We start from the raw sequence: 24,013 nt of genomic DNA on the forward strand, positions 1-24,013 counted from the left end.
TTTTTAATTACCAATTTCTCCTATCACATGAGCAAGTTTTATTAATTCTTTCGAGATTTCTGTCATTGCATTTTCCTCAAATATATGAAATACGGGAACCTCCAACTGTTCCCTGACCACATTTATCAAAGCATGAGTCCAGACTAGAACTGCCTTAATGTTCGTTACATTGGAAATCAGTGAAAGGTCGTTCTCGTTTCTAAGAATCAGTAATTTGGGGTACGTTTGCTTTTTATGACCTTCGATTAAGATAATATCTGGCTTAAAAAAGTCCATAAATCTAATTTGTTCGTCAAGAGTCAAAAAGGATTCATCCGCTTGCAGGACTAGTCTCCCATCGCCTTCCACCAAAGCAGCAAGTGCTCCAGCTTTTAGATGCTTTGTCGAATCCTTTTGGGGAACAACATCTGGCCTTCCACCATGTCCATGATGCTTGATGGTAACACTTTTTATTCCTTCACTTTTTAATACCTCAATAAGTTTTAATATAAAAGTGGTTTTACCACTATTTTGGTATCCTACAACTTGATAAATGATTGGCTTTACCAAGGCCATTCACTGCCAGCAGGGTCTTCAAGCAACAGGATATCCACTTCATCCCCAGCTTTAAAACTTCTTGTTCCTCCTGGAAGAATCATCAGAGAATTAGCTCCTGAAAGGCTCATGATAATATTAGATTTATCTAATCCACTTGGCGTCGCACTTAATCTGCCATCTTTTATTGAAAATGCACTGCGGACAAATCTTGTGAATGGGTTAGCTTTTGGAAAATCAACCTCTAGAACCGCTTTTTCTTTTCTAAGATGAGGCCTAGTAGAAAACAGCATGGTACGAATAATTGGTCGAGCAAACAACTCAAAACCAACATAACAGGCAGAAGGATTTCCTGATAAACCAAACAGTAGTTTCCCTTCTAATTGAGCAACGGTTGTTACACTTCCTGGCCTCATTGCCACTTTATTAAATAACACCTCAGCGCCAAGCTTTTCATAAATCGCAGGAAGATAATCAAAATCCCCAACAGAAACGCCACCCGTTGTGATGAGTATATCCACTTTTTCTAAAGTATTTTTTACTGCAGTGAAACAAGTATCAAAGACATCAGGTAGCTTACCATAATAATGTACAATAGCACCAGCCCTTTGAATTTGAGCCGCTATCATATGTGAATTACTATTTCGGATTTTACCAGGTACCAATTCCTCATCCACTTCCAGCAATTCCGTCCCAGTCGCAAATAAACCAATAATCGGTTTTTTAGCAACAGGAACTTGGTGGTAGCCAAATGTAGCCAGCATTGCTTGTATACCAGGGTTTATTAATGTGCTCTTTTTAACCAGGACTTCACCTTCTTTGGCATCTTCTCCTCGGAAGGAAACATTATCTCCCTTTTTAAAGCTTCGTTTTATCGACATATATGGTGTCCCATTTTTGTCATAGTCTTTTGCAATTTCAAACATGACCACTGCATCTGTACCTTCAGGCATCATCGCTCCGGTCATAATTCGAACCGCTTCATATTCTTTAATTGTCTTAGATGACGTCATTCCCGCACCAAGATGATCTACAACTTTAAATTCTACTGGATTATTTATGGAAGCTTCCTTCGTATCTATAGACCGGACAGCGAAGCCATCATAAGGTGCTCGATCAAAATGAGGGACATCATTTGTTGCGATTAAGTCTTCTGATAAAAAACGTCCATAACTTTCATCGATTGATACAAATTCTGTTTTACCGCTTAACTGAAATTCCATAATTTTTTTTACTGCATCCCCAATCGGGATTGGTTTTCTTCTCTCTAACATTCCATCAACTCCTGCAGGAAACAAATACTATGTAAATAAATATTATACATATTTCATTATAAGCCTATCTAAAAGTCTCTAATATAGCAAACATCACACCATTAAACATAAAAAATAATAAATACTTTTGAATGTGTGATTCAGGTCACCCATTTTTTCAATGGAATACCTTATCCTTAAGGTAGAAATTAGAAACAGCAAACAAAAATATTAGGAGGAAAATATGATTACTTTCCCTTTTTCTACAAATACATTGGTTAAAGATATCGTAAATGAATTACCAAAAACGAGTGATGTTTTCAAGAAATTCAGAATTGACTTTTGCTGTGGAGGTAATATCCCACTTTCCGAGGCCATTGCAGCAAATGGATTAAATGAAGAAGCACTAATGAATGAATTAAAAGCAGTATTTGAAAAGTACAGTTCCACTGAAACGGACTTAGAGGTTTGGACTGCATCAGAGTCAAATACCATCATCGATCATGTTATCACCTATTATCACCGTACATCTGAAGAAGAATTATCACTGCTTAGCCCTTATGTTACCAAGGTTTCTCGTGTTCATGGCGATAGTCATCCAGAACTTTTAAAGGTTAATGAGCTTTTTTATGAATTCAAAAAAGAATTAATGGAACATATGGCTAAAGAGGAAGCAATTGTATTTCCTTTAATCAAGCAACTTGCTGATGGTACGGTTGAAAATCGTGAAGAAGCGATTAATATGATTGTTGAGCTTGAAAAGGAACATGATCATGCAGGTGAAATACTTAGACAGATTCGTGCGATTACATCTGATTATGCGCTTCCAGCTGATGCTTGCGGAACATACACATTAGTATACAAGCGATTAGAAGAACTAGAAGGATTAACATTTATGCATGTTCATTTAGAAAATAATATCTTGTTCCCTAGATATATTAATTAAATGTTTAAAGAGGCTGAATAATTCAGCCTCTTTTTCTATGTAAAAAAACCTCTCTTTTGAGAAAGAGAGGTTAGCCGCCGATATAGGACATTTCTATTTTCTTGCGGTTTTTTGCTGTCTCTTCGGTTCTTTCATCTGAATACCTGTCACTTCGATTATTCCAAATAGCAGAGATTCGTTTCCTTAATTCTTCATCTGTAGCACCGTTTCTCATAAAGTTTCGAATATCATGACCATTCCCATTAAATAAACAAGTGAAAATTTGTCCATTTGCAGAAAGTCGTGAACGTGTACAGCTGTTGCAGAATGATTCTGAGACAGAAGAAATAAATCCAACATTAACATCTGTGTTCTGATAATTATATAATTTTGCGACTTCGCCAAAATAGGCAGGGTCAAGAGACTCTAATTGATAGTGCTCTTTTAATACTTCATAAATTTGCTTTTTGGTGATGACATCATCCATCTTCCAGCCATTAGAAGAACCTACATCCATATACTCAATAAAGCGGAGCTCCAAACCATTTTTTAAACAAAAATCAGCCATTGGGATGATTTCCGAATCGTTGAGGCCTTTCTTAACGACCATATTGAGTTTTATTTTGAGTCCTGCCCTCTTAGCTGCTTCAATCCCATCTAAGACAGGCTGAGTGCCAACACCACGACCGTTAATTTTCCCAAACAACTCATCATTTAAGGTATCAAGGCTAATATTGACTCTTTTAAGACCAGCCTTTTTTAACTTATCAGCAAGTTTGGGAAGAAGAACTCCATTCGTCGTTAATGCAATATCTTTTAAACCCTCAATCTGTGAAAGTTTTTCTACCAATATTGGAAGATCTCTACGAAGAAGTGGCTCACCGCCAGTTAGACGTATTTTTTCCACACCAACACTAATAAAAGCCTTTGCTATCCTCTCGATTTCCTCATATGTCAGAAGCGCACTTTTTGGCAGAAATTCAAAATCATCACCAAATTGATCGGCTGGCATGCAATATTGACAGCGGAAGTTACAACGGTCAATTACTGAGATTCTTAAATCACGTAGAGGGCGATCTAATTTATCTTTAATAATGGTCTTTTCCATTCATATCAACTCCATTATTTTAAAAGCGAATAATATACTGAAAGTGTACCAACGATTAATAAAAAATACTGTTACTTTATTCACTATCATAACATTTCTTTTACTATTTATTAATGCAATCATTGAAGATTTATTTACAGTTGAACATTAAATCAGGGAGTTTTCACTATATTGTCATTGTTTACTCCGTAAAAACTTCAAAACCTACGTTAAAATAAGACTAACAAAGTTTGAAGTTAAAGGACAAACAATACCCTCGAGGTGAGAATACATGTTGACTAAAATTAAACCAACCCATTCCATAGAAATTAAAGAACTACTTAAATTTGCTGATCGGAAAATTAGAAGTGAACGAGGATCCTATCTATTCCAAGAAGGTATGCTTGCAGAAGAACTATATATTATTATCTCTGGAAAGATTCAAATCAGTAAAATTACTTCAGATGGACGTGAACTCTCTTTAAGGATATGTGGCGAAAATGATATTTGTGGAGAATTAACACTTTTTACGGACAATCCAAGGTATTTACTAAGTGCTAGAGTTCTAGAGGAAGGTGAAATCGTCGCTATCAAAAAAGATGTAATCGAAAGTGAAATATTTCAAAATAGTAAGCTGGCCTTTGAATTTATGAAATGGATGAGTGACCATTTCCGTAAAACCCAGACAAAATTTCGTGACCTTGTCTTAAATGGCAAACGTGGAGCACTCTTTTCTACGTTAATTCGGATGTCTAATAGCTATGGTATTCATAAAGAAAATGAAATATTAATTGATTTACCATTAACGAATCAGGAACTTGCAAACTTTTGCGGAACTTCAAGAGAGAGTACAAATCGTATCCTAAGTGAATTGAAAAAAGATAAAAAAATAAGTATCAAAAAGGGAAAGATTTCTATTTTAGATCTTCAATATTTAAAAGATGAAATTGGCTGTGAAAATTGCCCAGCCGTATATTGCAGTATTGAATAAATAAATGGAAGCAATCACAAATGATTGCTTCCATTTATTTTGATTATGATTGTGCCTGTTTTTCTCTCATGGCTTTTGGAATATAAACACAGAATGGTTCACTTTCTAGGTAATCTCCAGTCATTGCATAAGCCCTTGACCTTGAACCGCCGCATACATGGCGGAATTCACAAACACCACATTTCCCTTTATAGAGATCTGGATTTCTTAGCGATTTAAAAATTGGTGACTCGCGATAAATCTCCGCTATCGGAGTTTCACGAACATTTCCTGCTTTCACAGGTAATAAGCCGCTTGGGTATACGTCCCCAATATGTGAGATGAAGACAAATCCATTACCATCATTAACACCTTTAGGTGCTCGTCCCAGACCGTCAATTGATCCTGTTAATCCCTGTTCTGTTAAAGCACTTAAATAATTTATCTCATCTGTCTGATCTTTTGCTTCACGCATCTTTTGTTGAATAACAACACGACGGTAATGCTGGGCAGCGGTTGTCTTAATATCAAAGGAAACCCGTTTACTTAGGTCATATAGCCATCTGAACACTTTCTCATGCTCAACAGGTGAAATCATATCTGACTCTTGACCTCTGCCTGTTGGAACAAGGAAAAAGACACTCCAAAGTACACAGCCTAAATCCTCAACCATTTTTGCCATTTCATCAAGGTACTCTATATTATATCTTGATATTACTGTGTTGATTTGGATTGGAATTTCGAGTTCATGTAAGTATTTAATTCTTTCCATCGTAAGGTCGAAGGATCCCGCAGTACCACGGAAGTGATCGTGAACTTCAGCTGTTGGCCCATCAATACTAAACGCCCAGCGTGAAAGACCAACTTCTTTCGCCTTTTCAATGGCTTCTTTTGTAACATTTGGTGTCGCACTTGGTGTCATGGACACTCTAACGCCTTTTTCAACTGCATATTTTGCAATATCAAAAACGTCTTGTCTCATTAATGGGTCACCGCCTGTAAATACAAGCATTGGATTATTCATTTCGTATATTTGATCTATTAAGTTCTTACCTTCTTCAAATGATAGTTCACGTGGGTCTCTTTTTAATTGAGCTTCTGCACGACAATGTAAACAAGCAAGTTGACATGCACGTGTAAGTTCCCAAATTACGATAAATGGATCTCTATTAAAATCTCGGCCAAAAGCCATATGAAACGCCTCCTAAAACGGCCATTTCAACAAAACCAAACAGCCTTATTACCCGTATTATATAGGGGATTCCACTATGGATAAGTGAACTACCTCACATTACGTCCAATATTATATGTCCTTTTTGTGAAGGGCCAAAATAAAAAACAGCAGAAACTCTGCTGTTTTATTATCTCTTAACGAATTCCTAAAGCGATTTTTGCATAACGGGACATCATTTCCTTGTTCCATGGCGGGTTAAACACGATATTAACCTCTACCTCTTTTACTTCCGGAATATCTGCTAACGCTCTTTTTACTTGGTCTACTATAGTTCCTGCAAGCGGGCAGCCCATTGACGTTAACGTCATCGTAATCGTTACGTTTCCTTCATCATCCATCTCAGCATCATATACTAAACCAAGATTTACAATATCCACGCCTAATTCAGGATCTATAACCAATTCTAATGCACCCATGATATTTTCTTTTAATTCTTCATTCATCTTATAAACACTCCTTTTATTTTAATAAATGTTTCTCGAACCATTCAACAGTGGCTTTTAAACCTTCTCTCGAAACCTTGTGATCAGCTTGTTCATCGCTGATAAAATGAATATTTGCTGGTGTCTGATAATTTCCTTTTATCGATTGATAAAATTGATACGTTAAGTGAAAGGGTACGATTGGATCTTTTTGTCCATGCCAAAATAATAATGGCCTATTTTCCAACTTTTCTGGTTGAAGACTTAAATCATATGGTCGAAGGTACGATAATTGCTCTTCAATTTCCTCATCTGTAAAAGAAAGACTAATGCGAAGGCTTTTCATTTGTTCTAATTGCCATTTTAAATAATCTTCATACGCTGGCATCCCCATTAAACTGACTGCTGCTTTAACCCATTTATATTTAGTTAAAGCACCCAAGGTCACGATACCTCCCATTGAAGTTCCTGCGAGTCCAATTTGCTCTTGATCTGCTAATCCCTCATTAACATAGTATTCCTTATAATCATTTAATTCATGGATAGTCTTAATGACAATTTCCCAAAAATGACTGTATAAATTTTTCTCAGTTAAGCCTTGCCCTCTTTCACCATGGTAGATTGCTTCTGGTAAGATGACCCGAAATCCCTTTTCCGCTAATAAATAGGCGTAATGGAGATTGTGCTCCTTGGCTGAGGTAAATCCATGATTAAAAATGATGAACGGAAGCTTTCTTTGTTGTTCACTCTTATTTACTATATGTAGATGAGGATTATTTTTCAGTAAACTTTTTTCTACGATAATCACTTAGGAAGAACCTCCTGGACAAAATAATTATATCTACTTTCTAATTCCTATGAAGTGAATTTTTTTACAGGTAAGGTATAAAATTGTTAACATAGTATTTATACAATTTGATTTTCAACCAATAAAGAAAATTCATAGTTGTAGTGTAACATTTCATTTAGTAATTATCTAAAGCTTAGACTTATGAAATATTAAAACAATTAAAGAGGAGTCAATATGGCAGAAAAACATTTAATTGCACTGGATTTAGATGGAACTTTATTAAAAGATGATAAAACGATTTCTGATAAGACGAAAAACGTTTTAACAAAGGCTCGAGAACAAGGTCACGTGGTAATGATTGCAACAGGAAGACCTTATCGTTCAAGTGAACCCTATTATCACGAACTGAAGTTAGACACGCCAATTGTTAACTTTAATGGTGCCTTCATGCATCATCCACTGAATTCTAGCTGGGGTTTTTATCATGATCCTCTGGACTTAAAAGTAGCCAAAGATATTGTAGAAGCATGCCGTTCATTTAAACTTCATAATATTATTGCCGAGGTCATCGATGATGTTTATTTCCACTATCATGACGAAAAACTGTTAGATATTTTTGGAATGGGGAATCCCAATGTAACGACAGGTGATTTGCGAAATTTTTTAAAAGACTCCCCAACTAGTTTGTTAATTCATACGGAGGAAGATGAATTAAATCAAATACGCCAGCATTTGTCAGACGTCCATGCTGAGGTAATAGATCATCGCAGCTGGGCGGCACCATGGCATGTAATTGAAATCATCAAAACAGGTTTAAGCAAGGCTGTTGGATTAAAAAAGGCTTCCGAATACTTCAACATTCCACCTGAAAGAATTATCGCATTTGGCGATGAAGATAATGATTTAGAAATGCTGGAATATGCAGGTCGTGGTGTAGCCATGGGAAATGCGATTGATAAAGTCAAAAATATTGCAAATGAAGTAACTCTTACGAATGAGGAAGACGGAATCGGCGTATACTTGTCAGATTTGTTAAATATAAAATAATTCAAGTGGTTCACCATTGTTTACCTAAATGAAAAGCTCTGATTTGAGCATACTATTTTTGTAAGGCAGTTAACACTGCTTCACACCAAGCTCACCAAATTGGAGGGATTGCAATGGGTAAACGAAACAAATCAAAACGCTTTGTCCAGCAAGGAGTAGATACTGTCAGTAAGCACGCTGAACGTATTCCTTACCACATGACCTATGCTGAAGCGGAAGCCCAGAAAATGTCCAATGTGCGTGACTCCTCGCTTGGAGGAATATAACTATGGGAAACCAGTTGTTCCAAGAAGCAAGAAGATTTGTTGAGATGGCGAAAACGGCCGACCCTGCTGAACGTAATTCTGTGGTTTCTAAAGCGAAAAATGCATTAAGTTCTGCATACGCTAATTCAACAGTCGCAGAACAAAGTCAGCTGCAAGAAATGCAAAATGAGCTTGAGCAATTGAAATAATCTCAGAAAAGCTGGCACGTCCATACTAGCGTGCCAGCTTTTCCATTTCTATCAGGAAGTCCAGAAGGCTTCATGGTTACCACTTTTTTATTTTTCCTCTGATTTTTGTCATCATGAACGCTTCGTGGTAACCGTACCTTCTCCTGGAAGATTGAATTTTACCTTGCTAATTGTTTTTTGTTTATTTTTTATAGGATGGTCATTTAGTTTTCTTGATAAAAGACTGGCAGTAACGGTATATTGTCCTTCAGGAACTCTTTGCCCATCTTCTTGGTAATTCCATTTCTCCACTTTACTAAAGGTTTGATAAGGGGCAATTTTAATCGTTTGCAAAGCCTGTAAAAAAAATCGTCCTTTTGAATATCGATAAACCTCATGCCCAGATGGGTTTGCCACAGAAATCTCAACATATTGAGAGGTAGGAAACTCAAAACTTAATGGGTAATCCCCTTCATTTTTGATTAGGATCTCGAATTCCAGCTTTTCATGTCCAGCAATAGGTGTAACGGAAAATTGAAAGGGATAATCGTTTTCACCATTATTTGCTGCTCCTTTTAAACTAAAGGGAAACAAAAACAAAATTAAACATAAAACGCTTTTCACGTTTCTCCTCCCTCCTTATTCACGCCTAAAGAATCCATAAATTCCAGTTGTCTGAATGATATTAGTAAAGGCATTTGGATCAACCTCAGCAAGGATACGTTCCAAGTCATATAGCTCATAACGAGTAATAACAATCATCAGCATGTCTCTCGGTTCATTTGAAAAGGCACCTTTTGCAGGAATCAATGTAATTCCTCTCACTAACTTCGAATGAATGGCTGCCTTTAGCTCATCTGCCTTTTTGGTAATAATCATCGCTGTAAGCTTAGCATGCCTCGTATGGATAGCATCCACTACTCTTGTTGAAGCATACAAGGAAACAATCGTATAAAGGGCTTTTTCCCATCCATATAAAAAACCAGCTGTAATAATAATAAATGCGTTTAAAATAAACATATAGCTGCCAATCGGTTTATCTTTCATCCTTGATAAAACCATTGCAATAATATCTAAGCCGCCAGTTGAAGCTCCCCATTTCAACGTAATTCCGACACCAACTGCTAAAATTACCCCGCCAAATACAGCATTAAGGAGAATATCTTTTGAAACCTGTGTAATGGGAATTAATTCTAAGAATAGTGATGATAAAGCCACACTTAAAAAACTATAAATGGTAAAGGATTTACCTACCTTCAACCATCCTAAAATTGCTACAGGTATATTTAGCAGGAGTAATAAAAATCCCATTGATATATTTAAGGGGGTTTGTTCACTTAATACTTTCGATAATAATTGTGCTATCCCAGTAAATCCACTAGAATAAACATTTGCTGGAATTAAAAATAAATTTATAGCCAGCGCATTTAGAAATGCACCTACAATTACAATTATTGATTTTTTGGTTTGTTGCCATAACAAAAAGCACCATCTCCTTTTATTTTTAATGTCATAACCAAGCAGATAATTGTATTTTTGAAGTGAAACCGATAAACTGAAACTAACTATATTAGCTTGAAAGCAGGTGAGCTTCATGCCGGTAAAAATACTAGCAGACAGCGCATGCGATTTACCAAAAGATTTTTACTCTAAGCATAACGTGACATTGTTTCCACTAAAGGTGCAGGTTCAAGGACAAGAATATGAGGATGTTCAAACCATTGATCCCAAAACTGTCTATGACGCCATACGTGCGGGCGATGTTCCTAAAACGTCACAGGTGTCTCCATTATTATTTGAGGAAGTCTTTACAAAAATGGCTGAAAATAATGAAGATGGAATCTATATTGCTTTCTCTTCAGCACTATCTGGTACATATCAGACATCTGTTATGATTCTTGACCAAGTAAAGGAAAAATATCCAAATTTAAATTTAACGATTGTCGATACAAAATGTGCTTCTCTTGGTTTTGGGCTTGTCGTAAAAGAAGCTGCAAGGCTTTCAGCCGAAAATGTTTCTAAGGAAGAAATTTTAAACGATGTGTTATTTCGCAGCCAGCATATGGAACAGTTGTTTACGGTAGAGGACTTAGATTATTTAGCCAAGGGCGGCCGTGTTTCAAAGGCATCAGCATTCTTAGGTGGGTTACTTAATATCAAGCCTATCCTGAATGTTGAGGACGGGAAGCTCGTTCCAATTGAAAAAATACGAGGAAAAAAGAAGGTTTATCGTCGTATAGTTGAACTGATGCAAGAACGTGGTGAAAACTTTAGTGATCAAATAATTGGTATCAGTCATGCCGATACGGAAGAAACACTTGAAGAAGTGAAAACACTAATTGCGGAAGAATTGCATCCAAAAGATATTTTCGTTTCCTCCATTGGATCGGCTGTTGGAGCCCATACTGGACCTGGTGCAATTGCCATTTTCTTTTTAAATAAACAGCCATCTTAATACATTAAAACAAGCGGGGAAGCTCCCCGCTTGTTTATTATTTATGATCTGTTTTTTTCGAGTATTGGTTTTTACCAGCTTGACGATTTTTTTCACGCATCATATTTTTCTCATGTCTTAATGCATTATTGTCTTGGGCTTTTTTATCATTATCTGATGTATGTGGCATATAAATACCCCTTTCAAAATTCCTTCAGGGTTAGTGTCCGTCATTTTGAATAAGAGTATGTATCCTATTTACTAATCTTTTTTCAAGTAAGTCCAGCTTCCTTCTTGATATACTCGGCCATCTTTCATGAGTTTCCCAAGGGCACGCTTAAATGCACCTTTACTTAATTGAAAACGGTCTTGTATCTCCTCTGGCATGCTTTTATCACTAAATGGCATCGCACCATTTCTGCTCATTAAATACTCAAAAACACGTTCTGAATCAAGGTCCTGAGATTCTTCTTTTCTTGCAAGTAAAGAGACATTTACCGTCCCATCTTCCTTGACATCAATAATTCTTCCTTCTACCATTTGCCCCAGCCGTGGCTCTATACGTCTTTGAGACTCATGAATGAAGCCTTTATAGCCTTCAATGGTATAAATCCAGCTGCCAACCTTTGCTGTACGATAGATATGCCCCTGGATATTTTTGTTAAAATCTTTTCTAGTCGCCTGTGTAGAAATTGATTCTATGACAGGGTCAGTTGCAAGCTTAGCATATAAAAGATAATTATTGTTCACTCTTAAAGTAACATAAACCAAATCCCCTGCCTTAGGCCAGACTGATTTATGGACGGGAAGATCATCAATCCCCAATAATAAATCCTTTTTAATCCCAATATCTAAAAACACTCCAACATGTGGGTTGGAATCGACTACTTTAAGCCACGCATATTTGCCAATGGCTACTTCAGGTATAGTTGTAGAGGCGGATGTCCTGCCTTCTGAGTCAACATAAAGGAACACCTCAACGGATTCATCTTCTTCGTATTCTCGGTCAACCTCATTTTTATGCAACAAAACATCTTCGTTTCCATCTGTTAAAAAATAGCCAAATTCAGCTTTTCTTGCTACCGTTAAGGTAACAGTTTGACCAATAAGTTCTTGTAAAGACATTATTAACTCACCTTTTCTCTCCTATGTTATCCATAGGGTTGTTTGACTTGCTATATTTTACTATAATGAAGCCATAAAGGGAAACTTTAGCAGAACTACTTACCGTTATTAAAAAATATATTGGGGGTATTATTACTATGGCCAAAGATGAATCATTTGATATTGTATCCAAAGTGGAATTTACGGAAGTCAATAATGCAATTACTGCAACAATGAAGGAAATTAAAACCCGATATGATTTTAAAGGCAGCAAAAGTGAGGTTACACTAGATAAAGAAGAACTTGTACTAGTTTCAGATGATGAGTTTAAAATGGACCAGTTAAAAGACGTCTTGCTTGGCAGGCTAATCAAAAGAGGTGTTCCTGTTAAGAATCTTGACTATGGCAAAATGGAAAAAGCATCCGGCGGGACTGTTCGTCAAAGAGCAAAGCTCGTTCAAGGAATTGATAAAGAAAATGCAAAAAAAATTAATACCATTATTAAAAATAGCGGTGTTAAGGTGAAAAGCCAAATTCAAGACGACCAAGTCAGAGTGAGCGGAAAAAATCGTGATGATTTACAAAAGATTATTTCGTTGGTACGAGAAGCAGACCTAACTGTCGATGTTCAATTTATTAATTACAGATAATAAGGCTCTAAAAGGTGAAAAGAAAATTTTTTTCACTAGGTGAAAAGGAATATTCCTTTTCACCCTTTTTTATTTTGCTCATATTTTCGTGCATATTCCTCAAACTAAAATGGTAAATATCCTTGGAGGTAGAATAAATGACCAACAATAATCAACAGCAGCAAAAGAAGGCTTTCCCACCACAACACCAAAATCATCAGCCTGGTATTGAAAGTGAAATGAATCCTCGGCCCGTGTCCGTTGACCCCAACTACAAAAGTGCTGGGAAGTTAGCTGGGAAAACAGCTATTATTACTGGCGGGGATAGTGGAATCGGTAAATCAGTTGCCATTTATTTTGCTAAAGAAGGTGCAGATGTTGCCATCTCCTACTTAGAGGAGCATAAGGATGCAGAAGAAACAAAAGCGCTTGTTGAAGCAGAAGGCCGTAAATGCCTGCTCTTTGCCGGCGATATTGGCAATGAAGATTTTTGTAGGGATATTGTAAATCAAACATATGAGCAATTTGGAAAAATTGATATTTTAGTCAACAATGCGGCAGAACAGCATCCGCAGCAAAGTCTGTTAGATATTACCTCTCAACAGCTGGAGAAAACATTCCGAACCAATATTTTCTCCTATTTTTATATGTCTAAAATGGTGCTTCCCCACTTAAAAAAGGATGCTACTATTATTAATACAGCCTCCATTACTGCATATGCAGGGAATGAGCAACTATTGGATTACTCTGCTACGAAAGGTGCGATTGTTACCTTCACTCGCTCCCTGGCTAAATCACTTGCACCACAAGGAATAAGAGTAAATGGCGTCGCACCGGGTCCGATATGGACACCGCTTATTCCCTCAACATTCACTGAAGACCAAGTCGTAAGCTTTGGCACCGATACCCCTTTGGGCAGGGCAGGTCAACCCTATGAGCTTGCCCCAAGTTATGTATATCTCGCATCTGATGATTCTTCCTATGTAAGCGGCCAAATCATTCATGTAAACGGCGGGAAAATCATTAATGGGTAGGTACTACCCCTAGAAAAAATGCGATGCTTCCAATTAGGAAGTACCGCATTTTTTTCGTTATTTTTTTCGTTATTCTTTTCTTCTTTTCCGAACTTTTATAATGAATAAAGTAAATAAGAGATAGACAACCACTAGTGAACCTATTAGCGTTAGATTAATTCCGCTCTTATTGGCTAGCACATAAATTTCTGACTCATCACGGTCAATAATAAGATCATATTGGTTATCATCCGTACTCCTGACAAGGTCTCCATTAAGCATACCTCGAAGTTCTTTTCCACCTTCAATATGTTCCTTGTTTAACGTAACATTTTGAGATTCACTTGTATTATTAACGGCAATAATCGCAGTTTCATCTTGATAGACACGTTTATAAACAGCCATTCCATCTTTTTCATAAAGCATTTCCATACTTCCCCTCGTCAGAGAAGGAAGCTGATTTCTTACTTCACCGAGCTTCGTAATATAATCAATGAGTTCCTTTTCTGTCCGAAAATTCATTGGCTGCCGATTATCTGGAATTTCTCCGCCGTTTAATGCAATTTCACTGCCATAAAAGACAACAGGGATTCCAGGAGTAGAATAAGTATAGGTTAATGCTGTCTTCCAACGAGCACCTGGAAAATGCTTATTCTTAACGATATCACTCGTAAACCTTGTAGTCATTTCATTATCAAAAAATTGTGGCTGCAATTCCTGATTCTTACTGTCACTTAACTCACTAAAAGATTGATTGGTAGTTGCGAAGACCTTTCTTAAATTTCCGCTATGTTGATAATTCGTTAGGCTGTCAATACCAGCATTTTTAAATCCTTCAAAGTCTACCTCACTGTTCATAGAGGTAATCCCTAAAAGAAAAAAGTTATCTTTTTCATTTTTTACATCTTTTGAAAATTCACTCCAAAAGGCTATTGGGACATGATTTACCTCGGGAAGACTATATCCGTCTATATCTGTCTCATTTATCCACCACTTAGCAGCATCTACTAAATAATTTTTGACTTCAGGGTTGTCCTGATTAAGGTCAGGCAAACCATTCACCCATCCATTCTCTCTTTCCTCCTGATTTGTCAAATTATTAATTTCAGTCTTCACATGGAACCAATCCTGCTTGGTTGCATCTTTCACCCATGGGTGTTCTTTAGAGACATTATTGGTTACAAAATCAATGATTACCTTCATATCGCGTTGATGTGCTTCTCGAACAAGTTTCTTAAAGGTCTTTAACGTGCCAAAATGCTCATCGGGCTTTTTAAAGTCATTTACCCAATAGCCGTGATAACCACCAGCAGTATTATCGAATATAGATGTTAGCCGGATTGCTGTGAAGCCCATATCCTTAAGATAATCCAGCTTATCTATAACTCCCTGAAAATCTCCGCCATTATAGGCTAAAGGGTCTAGAGTATTAACATCAGTATCATTCTTCGTATCAGCATTAAAAAAACGATCCACCATTATGGAATAAACAGTTTCATCCTGCCATTCCCTTGTTTCCTTTTCTTTTGCCCCGTAAGCTGGCACTGCTGAAACAATAAAAGTACAAAATAAAATGAGTGTAATCAAGGTTTTTTTCATCTTCAATCCCCTTCCATACACTCATTTTAATCTAATAAAGTTGTGAATCCAACTATAAACGTCTATGCATTTACTATATTGATATTGTAATCTTTAAACCATATATCTAATTGAATAAAATAGGCCAATAGCTGTGGTCCTGACATTAATTGACCAAACCATGGTTCTTTGAAGGAATTACCACCGGATTCTACCAGTTCATTTAGTAAATCTCGATTAAATAATTCGTAAAGTACTGATGACTTATCCTTTAATATCTCCTTCAATTGATGTTGAACGGCAAGTGTATATCCTGGATTATGTGTTTTTGGATAAGGACTTTTTTTACGATAGAGCACCTCATCAGGAATAACCCCTTCAAATGCTTTTCTTAAAATCCCCTTTTCCCTGCCATGTACCATTTTTACATCCCATGGAATGTTCCATACATATTCAACAAGACGATGGTCTGCAAAAGGAACTCTGACTTCTAGACTTGCTCCCATACTCATTCTATCTTTACGGTCAAGTAGCGTTGTCATAAAATGTGTCATATTAATATAAAAGAGCTCTCGCCGTTTTACTTCTTCGATGCTTTCTCCCTCCAATTTTGGAGTTTCTTGAACGGCTTTCTTATACTTTTCAATTACGTAATCCTTTAATTTCAATCTTTGCTGCCAATCGGATCTTAACAAATTATTTCTTTCATTCACTGAACGCATCCAAGGGAAACCTGGTCTCTCTAGATCTTCCTTTCGGTGAAACCATGGATATCCACCAAATATCTCGTCGGCACACTCACCCGAAAGACTAACAACAAAGTCCTTTTTTATTTCCTTGCAGAACCAAAGCAAGGAGGAATCAATGTCAGCCATACCAGGACAATCACGAACATGAACTGCTTCTGTTAAGTCTTTCACTAATTGTTCTTGAGAAATTGTTTTAAAATGGTGCTTTGTATCAAACTCACTTGTCACAATTTTAATCCACTTCTCATCCGCATTTGGCTGGAATTCGTTTGCTTTAAAAAAGCGATCGTTTCCTTCATAGTCAATCGAATACGTATGAAGCTGACCCTTACCTTGGTGTTTAAATCCTTGTGCAGCAATAGCAGTGATAATACTTGAATCAAGCCCTCCTGATAAGAAGGTAGAAAGCGGAACATCGGAAACAAGCTGCCTTGTTACAGCGTCTGTTACCAAATAGCGCACCCTTTCAGCGGTCTCTTCTACAGTTTCCTTATGCACATCACTCTTTACATTCCAATAACGCCATATCTTTAAGCCCTGTTTTGAAAAAGTCATGGCGTGTGCCGGCCGCAGTTCCTTAATGCCTTTAAAAATCCCAGATCCAGGAGTTCTTGATGGCCCTAAACCGAAAATTTCAGCAAGCCCTTCATTTTCTAGCTCTGTTTTCATTCCAGGGTTTGCTAGAATTGCCTTTATTTCTGAAGCAAATACAATTCCTTTTTTTAATTCTGTAAAAAACAACGGTTTTACGCCTAATCGATCCCGTCCGATAAAAAGCTGCTCTCTCTTTTCATCCCAAATGGCAAAAGCATAGATACCGTTTAAATGATTTACACACTCTTCTGCCCATTCTATATAGGCAGTTAACAGAACTTCTGTATCAGAATGACCTTTGAAAGAATATCCTTTAGTAAGGAGGATTTTGCGGATATCTTCAGTATTGTACAACTCCCCATTGTAACAAATTGTATATTGTATACCATCTTTTTGTTTAGTCATCGGCTGTCTTCCCCCTTCAGGGTCAACTACAATTAGACGCTTATGACCAAATCCAACATGAGTATTCGTCCAAAGGTTCGTCTCATCTGGCCCCCTTTTCGCAAGGGTATTCGCCATTTTTTCTAATGTATCCTTTTCATTCTTCATATCAATTGTAAAATCAACCCATCCTGTTACTCCGCACATAATAAAAACTCCTCTCTCCAGTTTAGCAGCTGGATAAACGTTACATGTTTTATAGTATTCAGCCCAATTTATTTGGTAAATTGTCCAAATTAAAGATAAACAAGTTATAAAATCTGACAAAGATGTCTACAAAGAAAATGAAGTATTAGGCACGGAGGTTAAACATGAATCGACAACAAAGAATTAAACTTTTAGACTTTCAACTGAGGGCCTATAACGAAGGAGCAGTTGAACAAATAAGTGATCAATGGATATTTTTTGATGAAGAAACAGAAGAAGCAGCGATGCTCGATGACTTTCTTCAACAGGAGATAGAAATATTTCGTGTTAATCGATGGAAGAAAGGAATTTTAATTGAATCTGGGAAGATACGAAGTGGAAATGAAATCATTATGCTTCGTGACCATGATTTGGTTAGAATAAGAAAGCATTTAATCTACTCATTGGAAAGACTTTTAGAGGGAATGAATGATGATGCCTTTTTTCAATTTGTTACAACATTAAACTCTTTAGATTTTTCTATCTATGATTGTATCTATTGTTACAATCACCTATCTTTCTTATCAGATGATAATCGAAGAGATGGGGTAAACTTTATTGTTTTTGATAATCAGGAACAAATTTGTAATGTTCAGCACCATTTTTGTTATTTTGAAAAGGTAAATGATCGCTTTGAATTCACCTTAAATACAGGAAAACGGTTGGTTATCGAAAAGATGATTTCATAATAGAAAGGTGTGTTTTTCATTTGAATGAAAAGCACACCTTTTTTTAGTTTCCTATATATTTCGAATAAAGCGATTTTGCTTTAACGATATCGTTTGTACCATGTACCAGTACTCGACCATCTTTGAATAGAACGATAGTGGTTTCTGGATTAGGAGAGAAACGAAGTAAAAATTGATTTCCGTTGACTGTCCCGCTCTTTTTTAGGTGTTCACTAAGTTTTATTAGATCTCGTTCACGCTTTTCTCTAAAATAAATTTGCACGGTATCTCTTCCGCAAAGAGAACTATAAGATTCCTGTTGGCTGGATAAACGATCTAGAAAGTCAAATTGACGATTTACACATGTCGGACATTGTGGATTTCTCCCTTCACTGATATCCATTGAAAATAAGTCAGTATCCCATACATCAATTTGATCCAGGTTAGAGCTTGTGGCGGCACCAATTAGTAGTTTTATCGTTTCCATAGCTTGAAAGGAACCGACGATATCTGTTATTGGTGATAACACACCAATCGTATCACAGGTCTCTCCCCTGCCATCTGGGATATGTGGAAATAGACAGCGGTAGCATGGAGTTTCTCCAGGTTTAATAACGGCAAACATCCCTCTTGAACTAACTGCTGCCCCATGGACCCAAGGAATTCCAAACTTAACTGCAACATCATTGATTAAGTAGCGGGTCATAAAATTATCCGTTCCATCTACAATACAATCAACCCCTGCTAATAATTCCTCAGCATTATCAAGATTTAAATCTGTGATAGCAGCATCAACTGTAACAGTAGAGTTAATAGTATTCAGCCTCTTCCCCGCTGCAACTGCCTTTGGTAGATTTAACTGAACATCTTCTTCATTAAATAATGATTGACGCTGTAAATTTGAAAGGTCAACTACATCTCTATCAATTAATCTTATGTACCCCACACCCGACCGGACCAAATGGTTGGCACATACTGTTCCAAGTGCTCCGACACCGACAATAGCCACCCTGCTTTTCAGCAATTTCTTCTGTCCCTCTTCCCCTATTCCGGAAAAAAGAATTTGTCTTGAGTATCGTCCTAAATCGTCCATTTGTTGTCCTCTTTTCTAGATTAGTAATAACATACTAACGAGCCACATAATCTACGTTAATTTTAATTGAAATTTAGAAAACTTTAAATATTAAATATATAAAAATAATTGTATAATAGAAATTGGGTTTATTTATTAATTTTGAGAGGAATATCCTATTACTTTTTTTTACTATAATAGGAGAGAAGCTTCAATTTATTAATGAAAGAGAGGGAGAAACTTTGAATTTAGGCGGTTTTAAAAACAAAGAAGTAGTAGTTGATTTAACAGCGGGTGAGATTAATTACAGACCTATTAATGAAGATGATGCAAAAAAGTACATTGGCGGCCGTGGTCTCGGAGTTAAGTATGTACTTGATAATGGTCCTGAAGTAGAGCCATTATCAGCTGAAAACATGCTTTGTATTATGACTGGTCCTGTAACTGGCTCACGATCTTCCATGAGTGGACGTCTTTGTGTTGTTACGAAGTCTCCGTTAACAGGAACCGTTACAGATTCTCATATGGGAGGATGGACCGCAGCACGTTTAAAATGGGCAGGGGTCGATAATATCATTCTTACAGGTAAAAGTGATAAGCCTGTTTATCTTTATATCGAAGATGGTAAGGCGGAACTGCGTGATGCGTCTGATTTATGGGGTAAAGGAACAAGAGAAACCGTTAAAACCATGCAGGCTAGATACGGTGAACAAGACCTTAGTGTCATGACGATTGGGCAAGCCGGTGAAAACACAGTTAAGTTCGCATCCTTTATTAACGAGCATGACCGAGCTGCTGGACGTGGCGGAACAGCCGCTGTTGCAGGCTATAAAAAATTGAAAGCGGTTGTAATTAAAGCAGCTCAAAAAGGTAATATGCCTCAGCCTAAATTAGAAACAGAGTATAAAGAAGCGAATAAAAAGGCAGTAAAGGCAATTCTTGACGGCGGCTTAACAGCACCAAACAAAGGCGGTCTTTCTGTTTACGGGACCAACGTTTTAACCAATATCATCAATGAGGTTGGCGCCCTTCCGACCAAGAATTCTCAGTTTACTCATTGGGATGAAGCAGAAAAGCACAGCGGTGAATATGTAAACAAACATTTGCTTGTTAAAAACAATACATGCCACGCCTGTCCTGTAGGCTGCAAAATTGAAGTAGAAGTAAAGGATGGCAAGTATAAAACAAGAGTCGAAAGCTTTGAATTCGAATCTTCCTGGTCACTTGGTTCAAACTGTTTATTAAGTGATGCACAGGCCATTTCCTATCTGATTGACCAATGTAATGAGTATGGGCTTGATACGATTGAGCTTGGCCATTGCTTTTCTGTAACGATGGAAGCCTATGAAAAGGGACTAATTACAGAGGAACTCATCTGGGGCGATGCCGACTCCATGATAGACCTAACAAAGAAAATTGTATACCGTGAAGGATTTGGCGGTCTCCTTGCAGAGGGCCCTGCAAAAGCAACAGCTTCTTGGGGCGCACCTGAGCTTTCTATGTCTGTAAAAGGACAGTCAATTCCTGCCTATGACCCACGTGGAATTCAAGGGATTGGTCTTGGCTATGCAACAAGTAACCGCGGTGCCTGTCATTTACGCGGATATACGGTTGCGAGTGAGATCGCTGGTATTCCAGAGCCAACAGATCGCCTTAAGCCCGAAGGTAAAGGTGAGTTATTAAAAATATTCCAAGATATGCTTGCATTCTCTGATTCTATGAATATCTGTAAGTTTTCATCCTTCTCTGAAAATGCAGAGCATTATGCTGAACAATACAGTGCAATGACTGGTGTTCCGATGACCGCTGATGATGTAATGAAGGCCGGAGAAAGAATATATAATCTTGAGCGTTATTATAATAACCTAGCAGGATTCGATAAGGAAGAAGACGACTATCTTCCAAAACGATTTACGGAAGAGCCTGCCTCTGGTAATAGTGCCGGGGAAGTTAGCAGAATGGATATCATGCTTGGAGAGTACTATCAAGTACGCGGCTGGGAAAAAGGAAAAGTTACACAAGCAAAACTTCGTGAGCTTGAAATTATCGATCCGGAAAATCAGTTGGTATAATGAAACAAAAGGCTTCTGCATTTTGCAGAAGCCTTTTGTTATTTGAAATTAACTATCCGCCTATCCTCCTGGTCTTCACCCGATAATTTTTGATAAGCTCCTTAAGCGTCATTTCCTCTGAAGCATGAAACCGAATATGTACCGAATTGACTTTAAATGTAGAAGTAATGGAAATCTCCTCTTCCCTAACTATTTCCCCGCACCATTCATTAGATTTATAAATGTAGGGGAAATTATCTGTCAATTGTTTTCCCCCTAACTCTTCAAAATACATCCCAAGATGCTTCCGATTGATACCACGAAATTCCAATTCCTGCTCTGGCATCTTAACCACCAGCAACTGGAGGAAATAATGCAAATTGATCGGTTTCTTTTACAATGGTCTCAAGACCCTCCAAATGAATAATATTTCTTCCGTTTATAAAAACATGAACAAATGGAAGCAGTTGTTTTTCAGGAGTAAATATTTCATTCTTTAAATCTGGAAACATCTCAACCATTTTATCTAACACATCAATAACACGTTGACCATCTGGGTTAACCTCTACTCCAACTCCGCCGCAAATTTCCCGGAGATTCGCAAATATTCTTACCAGCATATCAAACACTCCTCTCCCCATACTTAAATAGTAAAACTATTTGCACTAATTGTCATCCTTTTTTAAGCGTAGAAAGAGCTGCCGGAAAACCCGGCAGCTCTTTTATTTAGGCAAAATTATACATTAAAAATGGACATAGGTAATTTGTCAAAACCTAAGTATAAGACAAGTAAGAATGCAACGACAAATTGTACCCATAAAATTGAAGTCTTTCTATTTTGTGCAACCTTACTAAGGATCATTTCAAATAAGCCTATTACCCATATTCCAACGATTGCTTTTAATATATACAACATATCAATATTGGACAGCATGAATATTAGCCCAACACCAGTTGCAATAATGAGCAGATAAAGAACACGCAGTATCATTTGAACAATTTTAGCGCCCTTTTCTTTTCCGCCTTTTAGTAAAAATATTGCAACAATAAATAAAATTAGGGCCAAAACCCAGGCTGTAACGTGACCATGAATCATTTGTTCTTCCTCCTATGTATGCATTGCTTTTAGCAACACTATCATACCATAGGCCATTCCAAAATCCTAAATAAAAGCTGAATGCTAATAAGATTCTTCAAGAAGATTAACAGAAAAAATATCTCTTAGCACGATATTATCCCCAGCAATTCCCTGAACCTCTGTTATCTTCGTAACTTTTCTTCTTCCATCATTTAATCGTGAAAGGTGGACAATGATGTCAATCGTACCAGCGATTTGTTCCCTTATCGCCTTGATAGGCCTTATCCCTTCAAGATAGGCAATGATCTCCAGGCGATCAATCACATTACCTGGACTGCTAGCGTGTCCTGTTACAAGAAATCCATCATTTCCGTTACTATCTTTCTGGAGTATTTCACGTCCATCCTTATCACGAATATCTCCAATCATATTCCTTTCCTCAATTGGAATGAAAGTGGAAAGTGCATGAACAAGGGTTGTTTTTCCTGCTCCTGTCCCTCCGCTCACTAGAATATTTAATCTAGCTTTAACACATGTACAAAGGAAGAGAGCCATTTCCTTTGACACGGTCTCGTTACGGATTAAATCCTGCAGTTCTAGAGATTTCCATGAATACCTTCTATTCCCCAGCCTTTTTGACAGGTACAATTTGTTCTCTGCACCTTTTCCCTGATTATTTTGTTCAATCTGTTTTAATAGTCCCATACAATGCCACCCGCCTTATTCTTGTTTTTTTGAAAAATCGCTTTGATCACAAAACATAGAGAAATGATCGGTTTGGCAGGGTTGAAAATTGCAAAAAATAACCCCGCCTTTACCGAAAGGGGGGTTAACAATGTTGTACAACAATATATACAGAAATACCTATGTATATTGCTGTAGCATACGTAAAACACCCTGTTCTTTCGGTAACTGGCTGGCGTAGTGCAGTTGCACCTTAGCCCCTTTAGCTTTGCGTCACTGATTTTCACCAGTTTTGCCTTTATCGAGAATCAGTGTTTTTTTCCGACTGACCTCTTAAACACATCATAAGTCCTTTTCCTATTATCTCATATCCTACTAATATACTATTTTAAATAAAAATATAGGTAAATATACCTAATTCTATTATTTTCCCAACATCCATCTATAAGACTTTTTTTAAATCCCTTTTTACTTTTATTGGGCGAATGAATCACATTACACCACCCCATACATACGATAGTAAGAGATAATCAGGTGGAGGGTGTTGTTTATGCCAGCGATTGTAGGAGTTGCACAAGTTATTTCACTTGGCACCAGTGCAGTTTTTCATATTGGAGATGTCTATAAAATCATGCCTTTTTCATCCGCAAAAACTTTCTCCGGAGCTGGGTCCTTTAATACAGGCGAAAGTTTAATTGTTCATAATAATAATTTAAGTAACACAAACACAAATGATTCTGATGGTATTGATCAAGGATTCTTCCTTAATGCCTAAGGAAAGGTTGGTTTTTTAATGAATTTTTATATCCAGCAATCCATTCAAATAAACTTTATTAAAATTAACAGTATTACAAATTCTTCTGTTCTGCAAATTGGCAGCGCAGGAATCATTAAACCTGCTTCATATCTATATAATACGGGCGGTTTTAAAGGTCCAGCACCGTCAGCAGGAGGTACTCAAACAACAAATGGGCAATCTAGCAGTGTTGCAGTACCTTTAAGCGGAGCTGGGAGGGAAGAGGCTAAACAGTGAG

General features: G+C 37.1%; 29 protein-coding genes and 1 riboswitch. Of the genes, 12 read left to right on the plus strand and 17 right to left on the minus strand.

All coding sequences use genetic code 11. The annotated features are described in order from the left end of the window. Positions 1-3: 3 nt before the first annotated feature. A complete protein-coding gene (gene mobB / locus M3189_RS02740; RefSeq protein WP_251631685.1) occupies positions 4-555 on the minus strand; it encodes a molybdopterin-guanine dinucleotide biosynthesis protein B in 552 nt (183 codons plus the stop codon). After that, the gene (locus M3189_RS02745; RefSeq protein ID WP_251631686.1) at positions 543-1,808 is read right to left on the minus strand and encodes a molybdopterin molybdotransferase MoeA; all 1,266 of its coding nucleotides are present in this window, start codon (positions 1,806-1,808) and stop codon (positions 543-545) included. Before M3189_RS02745 ends, mobB begins: the two co-directional genes overlap by 13 nt. Positions 1,809-2,031: 223 nt before the next feature. Here M3189_RS02745 and ric point away from each other — a divergent pair, with 223 nt between their 5' ends. Further along, complete coding sequence (gene ric / locus M3189_RS02750; RefSeq protein ID WP_285889306.1) at positions 2,032-2,733, plus strand: iron-sulfur cluster repair di-iron protein; 702 nt, start codon at positions 2,032-2,034, stop codon at positions 2,731-2,733. 70 nt (positions 2,734-2,803) lie between these two features. Here the strand turns inward: ric and moaA are convergent, their stop codons facing one another. Beyond that, positions 2,804-3,820, minus strand: coding sequence for a GTP 3',8-cyclase MoaA (gene moaA, locus M3189_RS02755; protein ID WP_251631688.1), 1,017 nt, complete (start codon positions 3,818-3,820; stop codon positions 2,804-2,806). Positions 3,821-4,091: 271 nt separating this feature from the next. Between moaA and M3189_RS02760 the strand changes: the two genes are divergently transcribed. Further along, complete coding sequence (locus M3189_RS02760; RefSeq protein WP_251631690.1) at positions 4,092-4,790, plus strand: Crp/Fnr family transcriptional regulator; 699 nt, start codon at positions 4,092-4,094, stop codon at positions 4,788-4,790. Positions 4,791-4,833: 43 nt separating this feature from the next. On the opposite strand, the gene M3189_RS02765 is transcribed toward M3189_RS02760, so the two are convergent. From M3189_RS02765 to M3189_RS02775, 3 genes are all read right to left on the minus strand, one after another. Next, positions 4,834-5,961, minus strand: a complete 1,128-nt coding sequence (locus tag M3189_RS02765; RefSeq protein WP_251631692.1) for a TIGR04053 family radical SAM/SPASM domain-containing protein — start codon at positions 5,959-5,961, stop codon at positions 4,834-4,836. Between the two features lie 176 nt (positions 5,962-6,137). Beyond that, positions 6,138-6,446: a metal-sulfur cluster assembly factor gene (locus M3189_RS02770; RefSeq protein ID WP_095248602.1), complete on the minus strand. Its 309-nt coding sequence runs from the start codon at positions 6,444-6,446 to the stop codon at positions 6,138-6,140. 16 nt (positions 6,447-6,462) lie between these two features. After that, complete coding sequence (locus M3189_RS02775; protein WP_251631694.1) at positions 6,463-7,233, minus strand: prolyl oligopeptidase family serine peptidase; 771 nt, start codon at positions 7,231-7,233, stop codon at positions 6,463-6,465. Between the two features lie 216 nt (positions 7,234-7,449). Here M3189_RS02775 and M3189_RS02780 point away from each other — a divergent pair, with 216 nt between their 5' ends. The 3 genes from M3189_RS02780 (at position 7,450) to M3189_RS02790 (ending at position 8,716) form a co-directional block, all read left to right on the plus strand. Next, entirely contained in the window at positions 7,450-8,262 is an 813-nt protein-coding gene (locus M3189_RS02780; protein WP_251631695.1) for a Cof-type HAD-IIB family hydrolase, read from the plus strand. A gap of 113 nt (positions 8,263-8,375) precedes the next feature. Next, entirely contained in the window at positions 8,376-8,528 is a 153-nt protein-coding gene (locus M3189_RS02785; protein ID WP_179292599.1) for a hypothetical protein, read from the plus strand. 2 nt (positions 8,529-8,530) lie between these two features. After that, complete coding sequence (locus M3189_RS02790) at positions 8,531-8,716, plus strand: DUF3813 domain-containing protein (protein WP_095248599.1); 186 nt, start codon at positions 8,531-8,533, stop codon at positions 8,714-8,716. Positions 8,717-8,827: 111 nt separating this feature from the next. Here the strand turns inward: M3189_RS02790 and M3189_RS02795 are convergent, their stop codons facing one another. Together M3189_RS02795 and M3189_RS02800 are read right to left on the minus strand one after the other, a co-directional pair. Continuing rightward, positions 8,828-9,319, minus strand: a complete 492-nt coding sequence (locus M3189_RS02795; RefSeq protein ID WP_251631697.1) for a BsuPI-related putative proteinase inhibitor — start codon at positions 9,317-9,319, stop codon at positions 8,828-8,830. A 15-nt stretch (positions 9,320-9,334) separates the two neighbouring features. Next, positions 9,335-10,177 (minus strand): YitT family protein, encoded by an 843-nt coding sequence (locus tag M3189_RS02800; protein ID WP_251631699.1) that lies wholly within the window; start codon positions 10,175-10,177, stop codon positions 9,335-9,337. A gap of 112 nt (positions 10,178-10,289) precedes the next feature. Here M3189_RS02800 and M3189_RS02805 point away from each other — a divergent pair, with 112 nt between their 5' ends. Next, a complete protein-coding gene (locus M3189_RS02805; RefSeq protein WP_251631700.1) occupies positions 10,290-11,150 on the plus strand; it encodes a DegV family protein in 861 nt (286 codons plus the stop codon). 37 nt (positions 11,151-11,187) lie between these two features. On the opposite strand, the gene M3189_RS02810 is transcribed toward M3189_RS02805, so the two are convergent. Together M3189_RS02810 and M3189_RS02815 are read right to left on the minus strand one after the other, a co-directional pair. After that, positions 11,188-11,319: a DUF3941 domain-containing protein gene (locus M3189_RS02810; protein WP_081810752.1), complete on the minus strand. Its 132-nt coding sequence runs from the start codon at positions 11,317-11,319 to the stop codon at positions 11,188-11,190. A 71-nt stretch (positions 11,320-11,390) separates the two neighbouring features. Next, positions 11,391-12,254 carry a CvfB family protein gene (locus tag M3189_RS02815; RefSeq protein WP_251631702.1) on the minus strand — a complete coding sequence of 288 codons (864 nt, stop codon included), beginning with the start codon at positions 12,252-12,254 and terminating at the stop codon, positions 11,391-11,393. Between the two features lie 137 nt (positions 12,255-12,391). Here M3189_RS02815 and M3189_RS02820 point away from each other — a divergent pair, with 137 nt between their 5' ends. Together M3189_RS02820 and M3189_RS02825 are read left to right on the plus strand one after the other, a co-directional pair. Beyond that, positions 12,392-12,883 (plus strand): YajQ family cyclic di-GMP-binding protein, encoded by a 492-nt coding sequence (locus M3189_RS02820; protein WP_251631704.1) that lies wholly within the window; start codon positions 12,392-12,394, stop codon positions 12,881-12,883. A 137-nt stretch (positions 12,884-13,020) separates the two neighbouring features. Continuing rightward, entirely contained in the window at positions 13,021-13,896 is an 876-nt protein-coding gene (locus M3189_RS02825; RefSeq protein WP_251631712.1) for an SDR family oxidoreductase, read from the plus strand. 69 nt (positions 13,897-13,965) lie between these two features. Here the strand turns inward: M3189_RS02825 and M3189_RS02830 are convergent, their stop codons facing one another. Together M3189_RS02830 and asnB are read right to left on the minus strand one after the other, a co-directional pair. Further along, positions 13,966-15,474 carry an alpha-amylase family glycosyl hydrolase gene (locus tag M3189_RS02830; protein WP_251631714.1) on the minus strand — a complete coding sequence of 503 codons (1,509 nt, stop codon included), beginning with the start codon at positions 15,472-15,474 and terminating at the stop codon, positions 13,966-13,968. Positions 15,475-15,536: 62 nt separating this feature from the next. Then, positions 15,537-17,387, minus strand: coding sequence for an asparagine synthase (glutamine-hydrolyzing) (asnB, locus tag M3189_RS02835; RefSeq protein WP_251631716.1), 1,851 nt, complete (start codon positions 17,385-17,387; stop codon positions 15,537-15,539). A 164-nt stretch (positions 17,388-17,551) separates the two neighbouring features. Between asnB and M3189_RS02840 the strand changes: the two genes are divergently transcribed. Further along, positions 17,552-18,115, plus strand: a complete 564-nt coding sequence (locus M3189_RS02840; protein ID WP_251631718.1) for a DUF2777 domain-containing protein — start codon at positions 17,552-17,554, stop codon at positions 18,113-18,115. A gap of 43 nt (positions 18,116-18,158) precedes the next feature. Here the strand turns inward: M3189_RS02840 and M3189_RS02845 are convergent, their stop codons facing one another. After that, positions 18,159-19,187, minus strand: a complete 1,029-nt coding sequence (locus M3189_RS02845) for a ThiF family adenylyltransferase (protein WP_251631720.1) — start codon at positions 19,185-19,187, stop codon at positions 18,159-18,161. A gap of 221 nt (positions 19,188-19,408) precedes the next feature. Between M3189_RS02845 and M3189_RS02850 the strand changes: the two genes are divergently transcribed. After that, the gene (locus M3189_RS02850; protein WP_251631722.1) at positions 19,409-21,238 is read left to right on the plus strand and encodes an aldehyde ferredoxin oxidoreductase family protein; all 1,830 of its coding nucleotides are present in this window, start codon (positions 19,409-19,411) and stop codon (positions 21,236-21,238) included. A 52-nt stretch (positions 21,239-21,290) separates the two neighbouring features. On the opposite strand, the gene M3189_RS02855 is transcribed toward M3189_RS02850, so the two are convergent. The 4 genes from M3189_RS02855 to M3189_RS02870 all read right to left on the minus strand — a co-directional run bounded on the left by M3189_RS02855 (position 21,291) and on the right by M3189_RS02870 (position 23,000). Further along, positions 21,291-21,563, minus strand: a complete 273-nt coding sequence (locus M3189_RS02855) for a hypothetical protein (protein WP_251631724.1) — start codon at positions 21,561-21,563, stop codon at positions 21,291-21,293. Position 21,564: 1 nt separating this feature from the next. Beyond that, entirely contained in the window at positions 21,565-21,837 is a 273-nt protein-coding gene (locus tag M3189_RS02860; RefSeq protein ID WP_251631726.1) for a ubiquitin-like small modifier protein 1, read from the minus strand. Positions 21,838-21,953: 116 nt separating this feature from the next. After that, positions 21,954-22,313 (minus strand): YisL family protein, encoded by a 360-nt coding sequence (locus M3189_RS02865; RefSeq protein WP_251631729.1) that lies wholly within the window; start codon positions 22,311-22,313, stop codon positions 21,954-21,956. Positions 22,314-22,397: 84 nt separating this feature from the next. Next, positions 22,398-23,000: an ATPase, T2SS/T4P/T4SS family gene (locus M3189_RS02870; protein WP_251631731.1), complete on the minus strand. Its 603-nt coding sequence runs from the start codon at positions 22,998-23,000 to the stop codon at positions 22,398-22,400. A gap of 199 nt (positions 23,001-23,199) precedes the next feature. Then, positions 23,200-23,286: riboswitch (cyclic di-GMP riboswitch) on the minus strand. A 243-nt stretch (positions 23,287-23,529) separates the two neighbouring features. On the opposite strand from M3189_RS02870, the gene M3189_RS02875 reads away from it, so the two are divergent. After that, positions 23,530-23,754 carry a spore germination protein gene (locus M3189_RS02875; protein ID WP_251631733.1) on the plus strand — a complete coding sequence of 75 codons (225 nt, stop codon included), beginning with the start codon at positions 23,530-23,532 and terminating at the stop codon, positions 23,752-23,754. Between the two features lie 18 nt (positions 23,755-23,772). Next, positions 23,773-24,012, plus strand: a complete 240-nt coding sequence (locus M3189_RS02880) for a spore germination protein GerPB (protein WP_251631735.1) — start codon at positions 23,773-23,775, stop codon at positions 24,010-24,012. Position 24,013 lies beyond the last annotated feature (1 nt).

The sequence above is a fragment of the Neobacillus niacini genome (assembly GCF_023715415.1).
Lineage (GTDB): Bacteria > Bacillota > Bacilli > Bacillales > Cytobacillaceae > Neobacillus > Neobacillus niacini_C.